The organism is Pleionea sp. WD8-19 (assembly GCF_055326765.1).
Map to the genome: position 1 here is coordinate 335,290 of NZ_JBUZOU010000004.1, position 18,601 is coordinate 353,890.

Genomic DNA, 18,601 nt, shown 5'->3' on the forward strand with positions numbered 1-18,601 from the left:
ACCCGTGGGCGTATGGATGGCCTGCGCCGAAAACAATGACAAACGTCTGTTTCGGTGATTGTTTTGCCACTTACTTTACAGTGATCGGTGGTTTTCACAAAGAATTACAAACTTCAATGTACGTAACTGGGTAAATTCATCGCTGGGTTGAAACTCTTTGTGAGTTGCTAAGTTTAACTGTTTCGGTATCAACAGTGTCGCGGTAAAATGAAGTGTCATCTAAGCCAATGATTTTTACGTGAAAACTTGTTATTGCAGGAAGGCTGATTAAAAATGCTTGTATGTGTTGCATTTTTGTCCGACTTTCTCGCCAACAAAATATAGTGATTTTACTTTAGCTTTGTTAGCTAACTTATTCTATATTAAGTAAAATCAAAGTGGATCAATGGATGCACTTATGGTAAAAACATTGCCACAGTGGGTGAACTATTGGTTATACATCTCAATTAATGATATAAGTGGGTGCCAAAATGCTTGTACCCGATGAGGGTGTGTGAATGGAGAATTCCTTCGAAGGCTTAAAGGCAATGGTGATCGACGACAGTAAAACGATTCGTCGAACCGCCGAAACATTGCTCAAAAAAGTAGGTTGTGAGGTTGTGACTGCAACCGACGGTTTTGATGCTTTGGCTAAAATTGCAGATCACAAGCCTGACATCATATTTGTCGACATTATGATGCCGCGTCTCGATGGTTATCAAACCTGTGCGCTAATTAAAAACAATAAGGCGTTTCAATCAACGCCCGTCATCATGTTATCCAGTAAAGATGGCTTATTTGACAAAGCAAAAGGGCGAATTGTTGGTTCGGATCAATATCTGACCAAGCCTTTTAGTCGAGATGAGTTGCTCAATGCAATTCGATCTCATGTTAGCAATACCAAACAAACGGCTTAAGGGCCGTTTTGTTCCTATATTCCTGAAGTAAAGAGGGGGTTTTTACATGGCACGCGTATTGATCGTAGACGACTCGCCTACAGAAACGCATGTTTTGAGCAGTATTCTGGACAAACATGGTCATGAAGTGCTCACCGCAGAAAACGGTGAAGCAGGTATCGAAGTAGCCAAAGCTGAAAAGCCAGATTTGGTATTAATGGATGTCGTTATGCCTGGGCTGAACGGGTTTCAGGCCACGCGTCATTTGAAGAAAGATCCGGAAACGTCCAATATTCCAGTGATCATCGTTACGACAAAAGATCAGGAAACGGACAAAATTTGGGGTATGCGACAAGGCGCCAAAGATTACTTGACCAAACCGGTTCAGGAAAGCAGTTTGATGAAAGTCATTAATTCGGTGCTTGAGGGCTAACAGGATTTTAGTTGATCGTTCCAGGAGAGGCGGAATAACACAATGGTAGACAGCGCGACCAATCCCGCATTTGAAATCCTCGCTGATATCGAGCGGCGCAGCTACAGCAGTGCTTCGGCTGTTCCACGTTCCGAACAATCGGGTCGGTTTTGGACCGGCATTGGCTTTCGCCTGAACGATCAACGTTACGTCGCGCCATTGAAAGAAGTCGCAGAAATTTTACAAATGCCCAGTTTCACCAAGGTGCCGGGGGCTCGAGCCTGGGTGAAAGGCATCGCCAATATCCGCGGTACTTTGCTACCGATCATGGATCTGCACGGTTATTTAGGCCGTAAAGCACCAGCAACCATGCGAAGACAGCGGGTACTGGTGATCGATCACAATGGTATTAATAGTGGCATTGTGGTAGATGAAGTGCTGGGGTTACAGCATTTTGAGGATGTTGAACGTATTAATGAAGTGAATGATGATGAGGCCATTATGCCGTATTTGTCAGGTCGCTTTAACCGTGGCGAAGAAGAGTGGAAAGTGTTCAGCCCTTATGCCTTGGCTGAAAATCCTGCGTTTATGCAGGTCGCACTTTGACGTTGACTTATTATCTGCCGTTGGCAGCAAGTGTCGAAATATTTATAAAGAACGTAGTTGGGAAATAAACTATGAATGCACCGGTAAAAGATAAAAGCACACAAGATGGGGGGAGCTCAACACGCGTCGTTATCTGGCTCCTGGGTTTGTTTCTGATAGTCACCATTGTGAACCTATATAATGGCTGGCGTACAGGGCGTAACGTACAAAGTTGGTCTGAAAAAGCGGAAGATTTGCGGGTTATATCACAGCAAATCTCAAAAAACGCATCGGAAGCTTCGCAGGGTACTGAAACCGCTTTTGATGAGTTAAAGCTATCGGTGGATCGCTTCAACTTACTGGTCAGTAATCTGTCAGACTCACAGGGTTCTAACCCGATGACGAAGATTGATCCGACTCCGGATTATATTCGTAGCAAAGAGTTTTCTGCACTGCGGGATACTTGGGGTGAAGTTGGTAAAGACGCCCAAGTCATATTGGAGAGTGTTGATACAGTAACCGGTCTGTATCAGACGCAATCGGAAATCTCGGCAACCATTCCTCAAATCCAGTTCTTATACAACACCGTAAACGACATATTACTCGATGCTGGTGCATCCGGTGAGCAAACCTATTATTCGACACGACAGATGCTGTTTGCAGAACGGATCAACCGAAGTTTCCAGAAGGTATTGCAAGGTGGTGACGACGCCGCAGCCTCAGCAGAAAACTTTGGTCAGGATGTGGAAACGTTCGGCAGTGTGCTTGAAGGCATGTTAAATGGTGATGCCATGCTCGGTATTCAGCGTGTTAACAATGCCGAGGCAAGAGCCAACCTGGAAGAAGTGTCGGTGTTGTTCCAGGCCGTAAAAGATCAAGTGGACTACGTTATCCGCAGCACCGACGCCTTATTTAAAGTACAACAGGCGTCAAAGCGCATTTTCGACCGCTCCAACAAGCTTCTCTCGCAATCGAAAGAATTGGCCGATGCTTATCGTCTGCATGGTAACCGACTCGATTGGATGAGTGGCCACTACTGGTTCTCTATTGCTGGTGGTACGATGGTACTTATCTTCTTGTTTTTATTGGGTATTCAAATCCGTAGCGCGGATAAAAAACGGGAAGGCATTGTGCGAGTTCAAGCCGAACGTGAGCGCGAACAGAACGAACGTAACCAGCAGGCAATCATTCGATTGCTGGATGAAATGGAAGGTCTTGCAGACGGTGACTTAACCGCTAATGCAACGGTAACTGAAGACTTTACGGGTGCCATCGCCGACGCGATGAACTACACCATTGACCAACTGCGGTCATTGGTATCGACCATCAATGAGTCGGTTTCTCGATTGTCTTCCGCAACCGAAGAAACACAAGGGATCTCGAACGAGCTGGCTCAGGCATCTAAAAACCAGGCTCAGGAAATCACCGGAGCTTCAGCCGCGATTAATGAGATGGCTGTGTCCATCGAGCAGGTATCTGCCAACGCCGCCGAATCCTCTCAGGTTGCGGAAAAGTCGGTGGATATCGCAAAAAAAGGTGCCGAAGTGGTACGTAATACCATCCGCGGGATGGACACGATACGCGAACAAATACAGGAAACCTCGAAACGGATCAAACGACTGGGTGAGTCATCCCAAGAAATCGGCGATATCGTATCGCTGATCAACGACATCTCCGATCAAACGAACATACTGGCACTTAACGCGGCCATTCAAGCATCGATGGCGGGTGAAGCCGGTCGTGGTTTCGCGGTAGTTGCCGATGAGGTACAGCGACTCGCGGAACGATCGGGTAATGCGACCAAGCAGATTGAAGCCCTGGTAAAAACCATCCAGACCGATACCAACGAAGCGGTTATTTCGATGGAAGCCTCAACCGCCGAGGTGGTACGCGGAGCTCGTCTGGCTCAGGATGCGGGTGTAGCTCTGGAAGAAATCGAGCGGGTATCGTCGAATCTTGCTGAATTGATTCAGAACATATCCAATGCGGCACGCCAACAGGCGGCGTCTGCAGGTCACGTATCCAATACGATGAACGTCATTCAAGAAATCACCAACCAGACTTTACAAGGTACGCTCAATACAGCCAGCAGCATCGGTAAACTGGCTGAACTGGCCGACGAATTAAGTGGCTCGGTTGCTGGTTTCAAACTACCGAACTACTAAGGTTAGGTGACGGCCTTGAAAATGGCTGCATATGAAACTTTGCCAGAAATGAACAGCGAAGAGTTTAAACGCTGGCAATCCTTGCTGGAAGAACGCACCGGTGTTTGGTTATCAGAAAACCGAAAATCATTTTTGATGACCAACCTAGCACAGCGCATGCGTGAGCGTGGTTTCGACAGCTACAACAGCTATTTTGAAAGTCTCGATTCAGGTTTAAGTTCCGCTGTTGAGTGGGCCAACCTTGTCGATTTGCTTACCGTACACGAAACGCGTTTTTTTCGTGATAACGCGTCGATGGAGTTGGTTCGTAATCACATATACAAACTGCTTCAGCGTTCTGCGGAAGAAAAGACCGACAAACCTTTCAGTGCTCAGGTCTGGAGTGTTGGTTGTTCAACCGGAGAAGAAGTTTACAGCCTTGCCATGTTATTGAGTGAGCTCGATACCTCAGAACTTCAGCGAGCTCAACGTAATTTTTATTTTGGGTTGACCGGAGTTGACATCAGCTTTCCTGCGTTGGCACAGGCAAGAGAAGGCATTTATCACAAGCGTAAACTGATCAACATTTCCTCTGATTTGTTGGACAAGTATTTTGAAAGCTTGCCCGATGATCATTTTCAGGTGAAGAACCTGCTCAGACATCGCACCTGTTTTGTTCAGGCCAATGTCAAGGAATTGGAGTCGCAACCCAAGCAATTGTACGACGTGATTTATTGCCAAAATGTTTTAATTTATTTCCAAAATGCGCGACGCGAACAAATAGTGAAAGAGTTTGTGAGTCGACTTGCACCAGGTGGACTGTTGGTATTAGGCCCCGGCGAACTGAATAACCTATCGCATCCGCTGATTGAGAAAGTTTCCACCCGGCACTGCCAAGCGTATTTGCGTGCAGGTGGTTAAGAAGAAGTGGCTCATAAATTGAAGAGTCTTATGGAGCAGGCATGGCCGATACGAATGAACAGTTAGCACTCAGTTGGGTCCGTAAAGAGATCAATAAGTCGCTCGACCAGGCTCGTCAGGGACTTGAGGCCTTCGCAGAAAATGAAAGCGATGTGACTCAAATTCGTTTTTGCATCAGTTGTTTGCATCAAGTACGCGGTACGTTGCAAATGCTGGAGTTTTTTGGTGCAGCTTTATTTGCAGAAGAAATGGAGCATTTGGCACAAGCGATTGCCGAAGGTCGATTTGTGGCAAAGGAAAAAGCACTGGAAGTGTTAATGGCCAGTATGCTGCAACTACCGGCTTACTTAGATCGTGTTCAAGAAGGTCGTCGCGACTTACCCGTAATTTTATTGCCGTTACTGAATGAGTTGCGTGGTTCGCGAGGTGCGGCTCCCGTTTCAGAAAGCGCTATTTTTGCACCTCAACTTTCCGGAGTGGAACCCCCTAAATCAGAAGCCGGTGCTAAACCACTTGATCCGGGTTCTTTTTCTGATCTGTCGAAAAAATTTCGCATGCACTATCAAAAAGGGCTGCTCGGTGTAATGCGCAGCCAGAATGTCAAAGAAGGCATTCAACGCATGCACAAAGTGTTGGAAAAACTGGAAGAAATCACATCCGGTTATTCGGTAGCGCACCTGTGGTGGGTGGCGGACGGCTTTCTGTTTTCCATCATCGAAAAAGGTTTGTACAAGGATCCGGCGGTACACGCGCTGCTTGGCAAAGTCGATCGCCAAATTAAACGTTTAGCCGATGCGGGAGTTGAAGCATTAAACGATGCTATTCCCGATGACCTACTGAAAAACCTGCTGTATTACGTTGCAAAATCCGATTCGAAAAATGAAAAAGTCATTCGGCTTAAAGAGCGATTCAATCTTGCTGCAAGTTTACCCACTGAAGTCGAAGTTGAAGAAGAAAGACGAAAAATGCAAGGCCCGGATGCTGGGGCAATTGAAACCGTCGTTGGAGCCATCAACGATGATTTGATCAACGTTAAAGACACGCTCGACCTTTTTGTACGTGGTGGCGATAAAAGTGTTGGTAAAATCCAGTCTCTTATACCCAACCTGAAAAAAATTACCGATACGTTAGGCATTCTGGGACTGGGAATTCCACGAGATGTGATTAAACAGCAAATTACAACCTTGAGTAAAGTGGTTGAATCGGGTGATGAAATTACCGACGCACTCGTAATGGATGTAGCAGGTGCACTTTTGTTTGTCGAAGCCAATCTCGCCAATGTGAAGCCACAAGATGTGGGAGCTTCCGAAGAAAGCACGCCTGAAGAGCTTGCCGCTAAACAAGATCAAGTGGCTGCAGAAGCCCAGTTAGACGATGCTCGATTGCAACTTCTGAAAGCAAGTCGTGGCAATTTACAAAAAGCAAAAGAAAAGATTGTCGATTTTATAGCATCGTCATTTGATTTTTCTTTAATTACCGATGTGCCGATTCTGCTGACTGAAATTCAAGGTGGTTTGCAAATCGTTGGTTTTGAAGACGCCTCAAGTCTATTACATAAAGCGCAAGATTTTGTCGAACGTAAACTGCTGGCGGCTCGGATGCAACCTCAAGAAGAAGTGATGGATGCACTTGCAGATATTATCACTTCAGTCGAGTACTGCCTTGAAAACTATGGTGAAATCGGATCACGTGCCTTTGATTCTGTGTTACAGGCTGCGAAAGAGAGTCAAGCGATACTAGAGCAGGAACTGTCAAAACCGGATCCAGTCACTCAGAAAGAAGAAGCGACGGAAACGCTGATCGAACGTTTTGAGCAACAAGAGCAAATTGCTTCGGAGACAGAAAAGTCCGTCGACGATGCCAAGCCACAACCTGTTGACCATGAAACGGCAAAACCTGTTGCAACGGCTGAGCCTTCGCCTCCTGTGGAGTCCAAACCGGTGCAACCTCCGGAAACCAAAGCTTACGATGAAAGCCTAATCGATGACGATGTACTGGAAATTTTTCTCGAAGAAGCTGAAGAAGAGCTTGCCAGTATTAATGAGCTTTATCCGCGATTAATTGAAAACCCGCAGGATGAAGAATCACTGACCACAGTACGCCGTTCTTTCCATACTTTAAAAGGCAGTGGCCGGTTGGTTGGTGCCAGTTTGGCAGGAGAGCTGGCTTGGTCCATCGAAAATATGTTGAATCGGGTAATCGACGATACCATTAAGCTCGATCAAAAAGTGTTTGCGGTGATCAAAGATGCCATCGATTTTATGCCAAAGTTGATCGATGCGTTTTCTAAGAATCAACTCCCCAGCGAGTCACCCGATGAAATAATGGCGCGTGCGCATGCTTACGCCAAGGGTGAAGATTATCAGAGAGTCGAGCCTGTTGCAGTCGAGCCAAAAACGACAGAACCAGAAGTTGTAGCGTCTGAAGAAGTCGAATCGAATTTAGTGGACTCAACCCCAGATGAGCTGGAGCCAATCGCTGAAGCCGATTCTACAGCAGCTCAAGCCAACTTGTCTGAATTAGAAATAGATGAACCCTTGCTGACTGAGCAAGAGTTGGTACCTGAAGTTGAAGAAGAACCCATCGCCAAACGTGATGAGTCACTATCTTTCGAGTCGCCTGAGCTGTCCGATAAAGAGTTGGCCGAGTTTGACGTTGCTCTTGAACAAGATGAACCCGAAGAAAGCATAGAAATTGAACTACCGTCAGAAGATGATTCCATACCCGAGCTTGAAGAGATTGAAGCCAGTGAAAGTTTTGAGCCTATAGGCGTAGATGATGTACTTGAAATCAGCGAAAGCCTCGACGAAGAAGAAGTACCAACCCTTGATTTCAGTGAGGAAGTAGAAAGTGAAGGTTCGCAAGAGCTTGAAGAGTATGCTCTGGATGAAGTGGCGAAAACTGAACCCGCAGACACTGAAACTTCAGCACAGGAAATTGCAGTCAGTTCTGAACTGGACCCCGTGTTACTCGAAATTTTCGTTAATGAAGCCGAAAGTCATATCGAAGCGATTAATTTATGTATTGCATCTTGGGCGTATGCGAGTCAGGTAAAAGCGAGCGACGATTTGCTTAGAGCCATGCACACACTCAAAGGCAGTGCTCATATGGCCGAGGTGCCCGAAATTGCCGATGTTGCAGGTCCACTTGAGACTTTAGTTAAAGAGTACAAGCAACGTGAAGTTAATTTAAGCGAAGAATTTAAGCAAGGGCTTGAGCAGGCGAAAGAGTATTTACAACGTTGTTTACAAGCCTTAAAAAATAAGCGCCATTATCTAAGTGATGTAAAACAACAGTTAATTGACTTGTTTACTGAACAGCGACAACAGTTAATCCGGCTCAGTGGAGACAGTGAAGTCAAAGCCATTGACTCGGTGCAAAGAGATCCGGAGTTACTGGGTATCTTTTTGGCTGAAGGTATGGATATCGTTTCCGAAGCTCAGGAGTTGCTGCGACAGTGGCAACATAAAGGTTCATTGGAAGCGCAACATAACTTACAAGCCGAAATGCACACCTTAAAGCGTGGCGCTAACATGGCGATGCTACCGGAAGTGGAAGCCTTGGCAACGGCACTGGAATCGTTTGTCTCCAAGCCCGATCAACTCACCATGGATGAAGAGTTTTATCAGTTGGGTACTCGCGCGCTCGATTGTGTATTGGAATTGCTTAACAGTGCCGCTGTAGAACACGCGTTACCGGATCCTACCAGCCTTATTGACTCTCTAAAAGATTGGCACAGTAAGCCGGTGGTGGTACCTCAGGTTGAAAAAGTCGAGTCACATAGGGAAGGTGTCAGTGAAACCATTTTACCTGAAGACGTTCATGAAGCAGAAGACGAAATTGATGAAGAGCTGCTGGAGTTCTTCCTAGAGGAAGCCGAAGAACTGATCGAAGAAATTGAGGAAAACTTCGAGAAATGGAAAGCTAATCCGCAAGATTTACTGCCCGTGAACAACTTACAGCGTAACCTGCATACCTTTAAAGGCAGCGCTCGCATGGCAGGTGTGATGAGCGGTGGTAACTTGGCCCATGCATTGGAAGATCTTTACGAAGCTCTCGGCAGTGGTCACATTGAAGTTGCTGATCACCATTTTGTTTTGTCTTATCAAATTCTTGACCACTTCCGCAGCATGCTTGAACAATTGCGAGATCACGGTCAATATCAGATCGATGAGTCACTTATTGAAAAAGTGCGCGATGCCATTGCTGGTAAATCGATGGCTGCGGAAGAAGCCGCGCCTGAAGCGACACGTGAATCAATCAGTGACGAAATAGTAGATACCGCGCCGGAAACTCAAGTTGAGCCGGAAGACGCTCTTGAGGTTGTTCCAGCAGAAGAAGTCAAAGCGCCGGTCCAACAAATAGAGCTCGATGAAGACGGCGAAGAAGTTTTAGAAATCTACCTCGAAGAAGCCGCTGAAATTTTGCAAAGCATGGATGAAGCTTTACAGCAATGGAGTAAGGAACCAGCTAATAGTGAATCCATTGAAACGCTGCAGCGCAGTCTGCACACGTTAAAAGGTGGTGCACGACTTTCAGACCTTACCGCATTAGGTGATATTACCCACGAGTTGGAAACCTATTTTGAGCAGGTGGCTGCAGCAAAAATTAATGTGACGGATGATCAGGTCCGTTTTGTTATGCGGGGCTACGACGTAGTGCACTCAATGATCGATGAAGTGGGTGCATCTCGTATGCTGACTACGCCAGTCAGTTACATGGCTGACTTGAAGCGCGTGATTAAAGGTGAGCAACCGGCAGCGCAAGAAGCGGTTAAACCTACTGCAAAGCCAAAATCAGAGCTTGTAGAAAAGCCAAAAGAAGCCGCAAAGGTTGTGCCTCTGACAAAGAAAAAGTCAGCGGCAAAAGAAGCGCCTCAAGCGGCAGAAGCACGTCGACCCAGACAGCAAGAGTTGGTGCGTATTGCGGCCGATCAGTTGGAAGATTTGGTAAACCTTACCGGGGAAACATCGATTTTCCGAGCGCGCTTAGAACAACAGGTATCGGTGTTGCGCTACAACCTCGATGAAATGTCACAAGCACTAGATCGACTTCGGGATCAGCTACGAAACCTTGAAATTGAAACCGATGCGCAAATTGAATATCGTCGGGAAATCGCTGGGGTTGACTACGAAGAGTTTGATCCGCTGGAGTTTGACCGCTATACCCGACAGCAGGAATTAACAAGGATTATTGGTGAGTCTACCGCTGACTTATCGAGTTTAAAAGAGTCGTTGGACAACCTCGCTTCCGACTCTGAAACCCTGCTCTTGCAGCAAGGTCGGGTGAATACCGAAATGCAGGAACGATTGATGCGTACCCGCATGGTGCCTTTTGAAAGCCTGGTTCCACGCTTGCGTCGAATCGTGCGTCAAATCGGAAACGAGCTGGGTAAAGCGGTAGACTTAGCTATCGTGGCTGAAGGCGAGATGGACCGGACTGTATTGGAGCGAATGATCGCCCCTATTGAACACATGTTGCGTAATGCAATGGATCACGGTATTGAAAGTGTCGAAGATCGTAAAGCAGCCGGTAAATCAGAAACCGGGAAAGTCCGTATTCGTTTATACCGCGAAGGTTCAGAGATCTTTATCGAAATTCAGGATGATGGCCGCGGCCTCAATATGGATGCGATACGTAAAAAAGCGTTAGAGCGCGGCTTGATCACTGAACAATCTGAACTCAGTAACCACGAATTGCAACAAATGATTTTTGAAGCTGGCTTTTCCACCGCACAAAAAGTGACTCAGATCTCTGGGCGTGGTGTGGGTATGGACGTGGTTAGCAGTGAAATAAAACAATTGGGCGGAGTGGTCGAAATTCACTCCGAACAGGGCAAAGGCGCTACCTTTACCGTCAAGTTACCCTTCACTGTTTCGGTAAATCAGGCACTTATGATTTCCGTTGGTGACGATATTTATGCAGTTCCCCTGACCAACATCGAAGGTATCGTTCGGGTCAGTCCGTTCGAAATTCAAGAGTATTACGACAATCCGGAAGCACGGTTTGAATACGCTGGGATGGCTTACCACATGCGGTACATGGGTAATCTGTTGGATCACAATGTACGCGCTGATCTGGAAGGCGTAACCAAACCACTGCCGGTGTTGTTACTACACGGTGCTGAACATCCTACCGCCGTGCAGGTAGACGAACTGATGGGTAGCCGTGAGATTGTTGTGAAGTCCGTTGGACAGCAGCTCAGTTTGCTGAGTGGCTTATCAGGTGCCACTATACTGGGAGACGGTCGCGTGGTACTGATTCTCGATGTACCGGCGCTGACACGTCGAGCCGATGCCGTCATTGAAGCAGACTTCACGGTGGAAGAAGAGGTTCAGGAAGATAAAGTACCGAAAGTAATGGTGGTCGACGATTCCATCACGGTGCGAAAAGTTACCCAGCGATTGCTACAGCGTCACGATTACGAAGTCATCTTAGCGAAAGACGGTGTTGATGCACTTAGTGTATTGCACGATAACAAACCCGACGTCATGTTACTCGACATCGAAATGCCGCGTATGGACGGTTTTGAACTGGCCACTATCATTCGCCACGATGAGCAGCTTAAAGAGTTACCGATCATTATGATCACTTCACGTACGGGTGAAAAACACCGTGAGCGAGCCGAGTCAATTGGAGTTAACCGTTATATGGGTAAACCGTATAACGAAGTGGATTTATTACAAACAATCGAGTCATTGTTACCTGGTAGACAGTAATGAGCAGTAAGGAAACACTTTCGATTGGACTGATATCTTCTGGCGGTGATGAAACAGCGCAGTATGTTGGTCTGTTAGAACAGCACGGCGTTACCATCGCCAAGCAAGTTGCGCCCGATGCAATAGAAGCCGAGCATATTGCCAATAATCAGCTACATGTTTGGCTGTTGGATATCGATGAAGATCACTGGACTGAACAGCTCGATGATCTGTTGGACCAATCAACCGTTCCTGTTTTTTTCCACGAACGCGGTTCGTTAACCAAGCAGAGTCATCCCGATTACTGGGTCGAAAAACAAATCGAACGTTTGTATGAAATGGCGGGTCTTGAGCGGGTTCAGGAATCGGAACCGGATGCCAAAACTAGCGCAGCAAACAGTGAGCTTCATGCTGACGAAATGACGGTTTCTGATGAAGCTGAAGATTCCGTTTCACGTTTGGAGCAGGCTACTGAAGAACTTTCAAGCACCTTACAGCAATTGGCGAGTGACGAAGAAGTCCAAATCGAGCCTATCGAAGAAGTCGCTCAAGCGTTGTCGGAAGAGGATACCGATTTAGCCGATCGAGAAAAGATCGATGAAGACTTTGAGCTTTCTGACTTAGAGGTGTCCTCACTGGAGGAGCCGGATGTTGAAAGTTCAGCGATAGACAAAGATCCGTCGCATGAACCCGCTTTAGAAGACTCTTTAACCGAAGCACCTGCTGCTCATGAGACTGCTGAAGAACCTGAAATTCATACTGAACCAGAAACCATCAGCCTTGACGATGAATTGCAGGATTTTGAAGCTGAAATTGACAGCTTTTTAACCGACAGTAGTGAAATTCAAGTCGATGATTTTTCTGAGTTGGGTGAAACCGAATTTTCCGAAAGCAAGCCCGATGACGTTGCATCGCTAATCCCGGAACTTGAAAAAGGTGCCGAGTTAAAAGCAAAGAGCCAACCCGAAACGGACAAAGGCGAGCCTCTTGATTTCGATTTTGGCGAAGATATTTACGACAAGCCACTCGGGTTCGAAGACGATGCGATTGAATTCACGGATCAGAAACCGGAACAAGCGGCGAAAGCAGAAGACGCTTTACATGAAGATCTTGAACCAACTTCAGATACGGGCTCCGAACTTGAAGAAGAGATACAATTCTCACTTCCGGCAGACAATGCTGCCGACGAAAGTGAAGCGTCCGATGATTTTAGCTTAGAGTTGGATACGGAATTTGCTGGTTCAGCAGAAAAAGACAACATTAACTTGGAGCTGGAATTATCCATTCCGGAAGAAACAAGCGAACAGTCGCTGGTCGATGTTGAAAATAAACAATCAGACGAAGCAATCGCTAAAGACGAAACACCCGAGCATGAGCAATGGACGCTAATAGACGATGAAAGTGAGGAAGAGCGTCGTGAGGATGTTGACGACGGTTTGACTGTTGACTCTGAAAGCATCGACGAATTGGATGATGACCTCACAATTGATGAGTCGCTTTTGCAAGCTCTGGAAGATCAATCTGAAGCTTTTGAACCGGAAGTCCAGCGTTCGGAAAACATCGATTCTGACATTGAGTCCGATGACATGGCTGTTACCGAGCGAGAAAACTTTCAATTCGATATTGATCAGCCCGACGAAATCGTTGATGCATTTGAAGGCGAGCTTTCGGCACCGAAACCTGACTTTCGTGAACAATATCCTGGCGATAGTGATGACCGTTTAGAGTCTGAAAACCTCGATGAATTGTTGGCACCTTTGGAAGATGAAACCCTCAATGAACTCGAACAGCCCGAGGTTGCGGAAGAACTCATTGCGATTCCCCCGGTAACGCTAGAAGAAAACACTGCGTCAATCGAAAGTGACGACGAAGCAGAAGTCGAGTTCGATGTGCCTTTACTCGACGATACTGCAACGGATATGCAGTTCGAAGCCATGGAGCCAGAACCGCCGACTTCGCCAGAGCCGCCAGAATGTAATTTATGGGTATTAGGTGCATCACTGGGTGGCCCGGCGGCAGTAAAGCGTTTTTTACAAAGCTTACCCACCGATTTGGACGCAACCTTTATACTGGCGCAGCACATTGACGATAACTTTTTACCGGTGCTGTGCAATATTTTGGACACTCAAACACCGTTTCGAGCCGCTATCGTTGATAAACCCATGACGCTTGAACGTGGGCGCATTTATATCGCTCCCATCAAGCGTAAAATCATTTTCAGTCAGACAGGTCAAGTTCATCCTACCGACGAGCCCTGGACGCCCCCATATTCGCCGTGTATTGATGATGTGATCCTGTCAGCGGCCGAGGTGTATAAACATCATTGCAGTGTGGTGATTTTCAGTGGTATGGGAAATGATGGTTGCCATGGTGTTGAGCAAATGCGCGAGCAACAGATAAGGGTGTGGGCTCAATCTCCAGATTCCTGTGCGAACAGCAGCATGCCAGACTCACTCATTGAAAAAAATCTGACCGACTTTGTGGGCAGTCCTGAAGAGATCGCAGCGGAACTGGCACAACAGTTAAGTCCAGCCTGAGCAAACAACGCCTGATATAATGTGTCGCCTGAAAACGGCAACGAGGAGAAAACCGTGGAAAACAGTGTGAAAGAAGTTTACAGCCTGATGATCCCGATCATCGACGAAAGTATCCTGTTGCCCAACGCGACGGTCGCCGAAATTGTTCCGTTTGGCGATGTTACTCACTCAGATAAAGGACCCAGTTGGTATGTCGGTACTGTACACTGGCACGGAATGGACGTACCCATGATCTCGCTCGATATTCTCAATGGAGGTGAAGATCCGCAAGCGAACAAACGATCGCGCGTTGCAGTGGTTAGCACACTGAACAACAACGAAGACATGCCCTACATCGCCATCATCGTACAGGGCATTCCACGCCTAACTCACGTCACAGAACCTTCGGTTTCACTGGTTGAAGATGAGCCGCTGCGCACTGCAGACAAAGCCAAAATTAAAATCGGCTCGATTCAGGCAACCATTCCCGATATTGATAAACTGGAACAACTGATCCGAGACGTTTAAAAACAGTTACGAGTGCCGAGTTCCGAGTTTAAAACCGTCAGTTTCACTTGACGGGAGACAACAAAAAAACATCATTTTTTCGCAACTCGCTAAGAAACAGAAGAAACCACTTCTTTACGCCATTTAATCGAACAGCCAATCGAAGGGTGCTGACGTCTTGGGCCCTGCCCGGTCAATGCGATCTGATGCATAGCATCAACCAGTTCTCTCGGTGGTACAGCCTTGGATTTATTCATACCGCTGGCGTCAAGTCGTCCTCGATATTGCAATTCCATCAGCGCATTAAACCCGAAAAAATCCGGAGTGCAAACGGCGCCGTACGCACGAGCAACTTTCTGCTCGTCATCCAGCAGGTACGGAAAGTTAAACTTGTATTGCTTAGCAATGGCTTTCATATAGGGAAAAGCATCTTCCGGGTAACTGGAAGGATCATTGGAATTAATGGCAACCACGCCAATGCCCATGCGCTGCAACTCTTCGCAATCTTTTATTAAACGGCTGCGGATCGCTTTCACATAGGGGCAATGGTTGCAAATAAACATAACCAGCAGACCCATGGCTCCTCGGCAACGTTGCAAGTTCCAGTATTGGCCATCAACCCCTAGCAGGTTGAAGCTGGAAGCATGTCGGCCAAAGTCACAGACAGGTGTCTGTAATTCTGCCATTGCAGGCTCCTTTTGGTGGATAGTCAAAAAGTTGCCGAATTCTAGCGGCAAACTTACAAATATATAAGACTTGTATAGTCTTAAAACTGAGATAAAAACGGACAAACTCCGAATCTGTTTAAAGCTTAAGCAATGATCCTCAATTTGCCAAAAAAGTAACCCCCGTTCTTAAGGACAGCTTCTTATTCTGGCGGAGGACTCTCTTACGGTGTTGTGGTATGGTAGCTGTCGTTTTTTGAGCAAAACTTAGTGAAAACTTTTGCAGAAACCAGTAAAATTGCGCGCATTTAGCAGTCTAGCAGTCTAATGTGGCTTGGGAATAGCGCATTTATCTGGACTAACGTTTTGATTTCGTTCCTTTTTCAAGGACGAGGCAACAGAGGAAAACTGATTAATGGCAGAGTACAGTATTTTTACTTCGGAGTCCGTATCCGAAGGTCATCCCGATAAAATGGCGGATCAAATTTCCGATGCTATTCTGGATGCCATCATTGCTGATGATCCTAACGCCCGTGTTGCGGTAGAAACCATGGTAAAAACCGGAATGGCCGTTGTCGCCGGTGAAGTGCGCACTTCAACTTATGTCGACCTAGAAGATGTGGTGCGCGATGTGATTCTCGACATCGGTTACGACAGTTCTAATGTGGGTTTCGATGGTGCCAGCTGCGCCGTTTTAAATGCAATTGGTAAACAGTCTGCCGACATCGCCATGGGCGTAGACGAAGCCGATAATAAAGATTTGGGCGCTGGCGATCAGGGATTAATGTTCGGTTACGCTACCAACGAGACGCCGGTACTCATGCCTGCGGCGATTCACTATTCTCATCGCTTGGTTGAGCGCCAAGCCAAATTACGTAAAAACGGCGTGTTGCCTTGGTTACGTCCAGATGCCAAATCTCAAGTTACGCTTCGGTATGAATCTGGCCAACCGGTTGCGGTTGATGCCGTCGTATTATCCACACAACATGATCCAGAAATTTCGCAATCTGACATTCGCGAAGCGGTGATGGAGCACATTGTTCGCCCGGTATTGCCAGAAGAGTGGTTACACACCGATACCCAGTACCACATCAACCCTACCGGTCAGTTTATTATTGGTGGTCCGGTTGGCGACTGTGGATTAACCGGCCGAAAAATCATTGTGGATACCTACGGCGGTGCTGCTCGTCATGGTGGCGGTGCCTTTTCGGGTAAAGATCCTTCTAAAGTCGATCGCTCGGCGGCTTATGCCGGTCGGTATGTTGCGAAAAACATTGTTGCGGCTGGATTGGCAGCTCGTTGCGAAATTCAGGTGTCTTATGCTATTGGTGTAGCCGAGCCCACGTCAATATCCATTAATACGTTTGGCACGCATCAAATCGATGAAAGCAAAATTGCTGAGTTGGTTCGCGAACATTTCGATTTACGCCCGCAGGGTATTATCGATATGTTGGATTTGCGTCGCCCCATTTACCGTAAAACTGCCGCTTACGGTCACTTTGGTCGTGAAGACGCCGATTTTACCTGGGAAAAAACCGACAAAGCAGAAGCATTACGTAAAGCTGCTGGTTTATAATTCCGTCTTTCATTTCCAAAACCCGGCTGAGGGGCGCTGCAGCGGAGCTTTTCATTTTTCCAAAATGAAAGTCTGTCACGCTCAGTCGGGCTTTTCAACTTGCAAGGGCGCCCATTCATTAAATGAATGGAGAGCAAACCATGTCTGAGTTCAAAGACTTTTACGTCAAAGATATGTCCCTGGCCGATTGGGGCCGCAAAGAAATTCGCATTGCCGAAACCGAAATGCCGGGCTTAATGGCCATGCGTGAAGAGTTTGGCGAAAAGCAGCCGCTAAAAGGTGCACGCATTGCGGGTTCATTGCATATGACCATACAAACTGCGGTGCTGATTGAAACACTTACGGCTTTGGGAGCGGATGTACGCTGGGCCAGCTGTAATATTTATTCAACACAAGATCATGCCGCTGCTGCAATTGCTGCGGCCGAAATCCCTGTTTTTGCTTACAAAGGCGAAACTTTAGAAGAGTATTGGGATTACACCCATCGCATTCTGGATTGGGGAAATGGCGAAACAGCCAACATGATTTTAGACGATGGTGGCGACGCCACACTCGCAGTTGTTTTGGGTCGTAAAGCGGCCAAAGATATTTCGGTACTCAATAACCCTGGCAGCGAAGAAGAAGAATATCTGTTTGCGGCTATCAAAAAGAAACTGGCCGAAGATCCCGAGTTTTACGAGCGCGCTGCACACAACATTCAAGGTGTTACCGAAGAAACCACCACCGGTGTGAATCGTTTGTATCAAATGCAAAAAGAAGGTGGTTTACCTTTCCCGGCTATCAACGTGAACGATTCGGTGACCAAGTCTAAATTTGATAATCTTTACGGTTGCCGTGAATCTCTACTCGATGGGATCAAACGTGCGACGGATGTCATGATTGCGGGCAAAATTGCTCTTGTTGCAGGTTATGGTGATGTGGGTAAAGGTTGTGCGCAAAGTTTACGTGGCCAAGGCGCTACGGTTTACGTGACTGAAATTGATCCCATCTGTGCACTTCAAGCCGCAATGGAAGGTTTCCGTGTAATCACCATGGAAGAAGCCGCTCCCATGGCTGATATTTTTGTCACTACTACCGGTAACTTTAATGTGATTACTCACGACCATATGGCAGCAATGAAAGACCAAGCCATTGTTTGTAACATTGGTCATTTCGATAACGAAATCGAAGTTGCGTCACTGAAAAAATACGAGTGGGAAAACATTAAGCCACAAGTGGATCATGTGATCTTCCCCGATGGTAAACGCATCATTTTATTGGCCGAAGGTCGACTGGTGAATTTAGGTTGTGCAACTGGCCACCCAAGTTTTGTTATGTCCAACTCTTTCACTAACCAAACGTTGGCACAAGTCGAACTTTGGGCAAATGGTGACAACTACGAAAAGCAAGTGTACGTGTTACCTAAACATTTGGATGAAAAAGTTGCGCGTTTGCATTTGCAAAAAATCGGTGCCAACTTAACCGAGTTGACTCAAGAGCAAGCGGATTATATTGGTGTTGCGGTAAATGGTCCGTATAAACCGGATCATTATCGTTATTAATCAATTTTTTAATTTTAGCAATAAAAAACCGGCGACTATTCGCCGGTTTTTTGTTGTAGCAGCTTTAATGTTTCTAATAAGAATTTATTATTAAAAGCTTATATAAACCAATTGTTGCTGTGCAAAAATACCATTGTTCTGCTTTTTTACCTCTGTATAAT

At 46.6% G+C, this 18,601-nt stretch carries 11 protein-coding genes and 1 riboswitch; of the genes, 10 read left to right on the forward strand and 1 reads right to left on the reverse strand.

Annotated features, from left to right (window positions below; translation table 11 throughout):
• Positions 1-497 precede the first annotated feature (497 nt).
• The 8 genes from pilG to ACTUJY_RS07410 all read left to right on the forward strand — a co-directional run bounded on the left by pilG (position 498) and on the right by ACTUJY_RS07410 (position 14,679).
• Positions 498-896, forward strand: a complete 399-nt coding sequence (pilG, locus tag ACTUJY_RS07375) for a twitching motility response regulator PilG (RefSeq protein WP_463615425.1) — start codon at positions 498-500, stop codon at positions 894-896.
• Between the two features lie 46 nt (positions 897-942).
• The gene (gene pilH, locus ACTUJY_RS07380) at positions 943-1,308 is read left to right on the forward strand and encodes a twitching motility response regulator PilH (protein ID WP_463615426.1); all 366 of its coding nucleotides are present in this window, start codon (positions 943-945) and stop codon (positions 1,306-1,308) included.
• Positions 1,309-1,350: 42 nt separating this feature from the next.
• Positions 1,351-1,893, forward strand: a complete 543-nt coding sequence (locus ACTUJY_RS07385; RefSeq protein WP_463615427.1) for a chemotaxis protein CheW — start codon at positions 1,351-1,353, stop codon at positions 1,891-1,893.
• Positions 1,894-1,964: 71 nt separating this feature from the next.
• Complete coding sequence (locus tag ACTUJY_RS07390; protein WP_463615428.1) at positions 1,965-4,037, forward strand: methyl-accepting chemotaxis protein; 2,073 nt, start codon at positions 1,965-1,967, stop codon at positions 4,035-4,037.
• 21 nt (positions 4,038-4,058) lie between these two features.
• On the forward strand, positions 4,059-4,937 hold the full coding sequence (locus ACTUJY_RS07395; RefSeq protein ID WP_463615429.1) for a CheR family methyltransferase: 879 nt from the start codon (positions 4,059-4,061) through the stop codon (positions 4,935-4,937).
• Between the two features lie 41 nt (positions 4,938-4,978).
• Complete coding sequence (locus tag ACTUJY_RS07400; protein ID WP_463615430.1) at positions 4,979-11,656, forward strand: hybrid sensor histidine kinase/response regulator; 6,678 nt, start codon at positions 4,979-4,981, stop codon at positions 11,654-11,656.
• Positions 11,656-14,172 (forward strand): chemotaxis protein CheB, encoded by a 2,517-nt coding sequence (locus ACTUJY_RS07405; RefSeq protein ID WP_463615431.1) that lies wholly within the window; start codon positions 11,656-11,658, stop codon positions 14,170-14,172. Before ACTUJY_RS07400 ends, ACTUJY_RS07405 begins: the two co-directional genes overlap by 1 nt.
• 54 nt (positions 14,173-14,226) lie before the next feature.
• Positions 14,227-14,679: a chemotaxis protein CheW gene (locus ACTUJY_RS07410; RefSeq protein WP_463615432.1), complete on the forward strand. Its 453-nt coding sequence runs from the start codon at positions 14,227-14,229 to the stop codon at positions 14,677-14,679.
• A gap of 89 nt (positions 14,680-14,768) precedes the next feature.
• Here the strand turns inward: ACTUJY_RS07410 and ACTUJY_RS07415 are convergent, their stop codons facing one another.
• Entirely contained in the window at positions 14,769-15,344 is a 576-nt protein-coding gene (locus tag ACTUJY_RS07415; protein WP_463615433.1) for a thioredoxin family protein, read from the reverse strand.
• A 394-nt stretch (positions 15,345-15,738) separates the two neighbouring features.
• Between ACTUJY_RS07415 and metK the strand changes: the two genes are divergently transcribed.
• Both metK and ahcY read left to right on the forward strand, forming a co-directional pair.
• Positions 15,739-16,899: a methionine adenosyltransferase gene (gene metK / locus ACTUJY_RS07420; RefSeq protein ID WP_463615434.1), complete on the forward strand. Its 1,161-nt coding sequence runs from the start codon at positions 15,739-15,741 to the stop codon at positions 16,897-16,899.
• Between the two features lie 22 nt (positions 16,900-16,921).
• A riboswitch (S-adenosyl-L-homocysteine riboswitch) is annotated at positions 16,922-17,019 on the forward strand.
• A 20-nt stretch (positions 17,020-17,039) separates the two neighbouring features.
• The gene (gene ahcY / locus ACTUJY_RS07425; RefSeq protein WP_463615435.1) at positions 17,040-18,440 is read left to right on the forward strand and encodes an adenosylhomocysteinase; all 1,401 of its coding nucleotides are present in this window, start codon (positions 17,040-17,042) and stop codon (positions 18,438-18,440) included.
• The last annotated feature ends 161 nt before the right edge of the window (positions 18,441-18,601 follow it).

What these genes read in the sequence shown, in the direction of transcription:
- pilG (WP_463615425.1), top strand. Translation starts at nt 498, where the DNA reads ATGGAGAATTCCTTCGAAGGCTTAAAGGCAATGGTGATCGACGACAGT.
- ahcY (WP_463615435.1), top strand. Translation starts at nt 17,040, where the DNA reads ATGTCTGAGTTCAAAGACTTTTACGTCAAAGATATGTCCCTGGCCGAT.
- ACTUJY_RS07395 (WP_463615429.1), top strand. Translation starts at nt 4,059, where the DNA reads ATGGCTGCATATGAAACTTTGCCAGAAATGAACAGCGAAGAGTTTAAA.
- ACTUJY_RS07405 (WP_463615431.1), top strand. Translation starts at nt 11,656, where the DNA reads ATGAGCAGTAAGGAAACACTTTCGATTGGACTGATATCTTCTGGCGGT.
- ACTUJY_RS07385 (WP_463615427.1), top strand. Translation starts at nt 1,351, where the DNA reads ATGGTAGACAGCGCGACCAATCCCGCATTTGAAATCCTCGCTGATATC.
- ACTUJY_RS07415 (WP_463615433.1), bottom strand. Translation starts at nt 15,344, where the DNA reads ATGGCAGAATTACAGACACCTGTCTGTGACTTTGGCCGACATGCTTCC.
- ACTUJY_RS07400 (WP_463615430.1), top strand. Translation starts at nt 4,979, where the DNA reads ATGGCCGATACGAATGAACAGTTAGCACTCAGTTGGGTCCGTAAAGAG.
- pilH (WP_463615426.1), top strand. Translation starts at nt 943, where the DNA reads ATGGCACGCGTATTGATCGTAGACGACTCGCCTACAGAAACGCATGTT.
- metK (WP_463615434.1), top strand. Translation starts at nt 15,739, where the DNA reads ATGGCAGAGTACAGTATTTTTACTTCGGAGTCCGTATCCGAAGGTCAT.
- ACTUJY_RS07390 (WP_463615428.1), top strand. Translation starts at nt 1,965, where the DNA reads ATGAATGCACCGGTAAAAGATAAAAGCACACAAGATGGGGGGAGCTCA.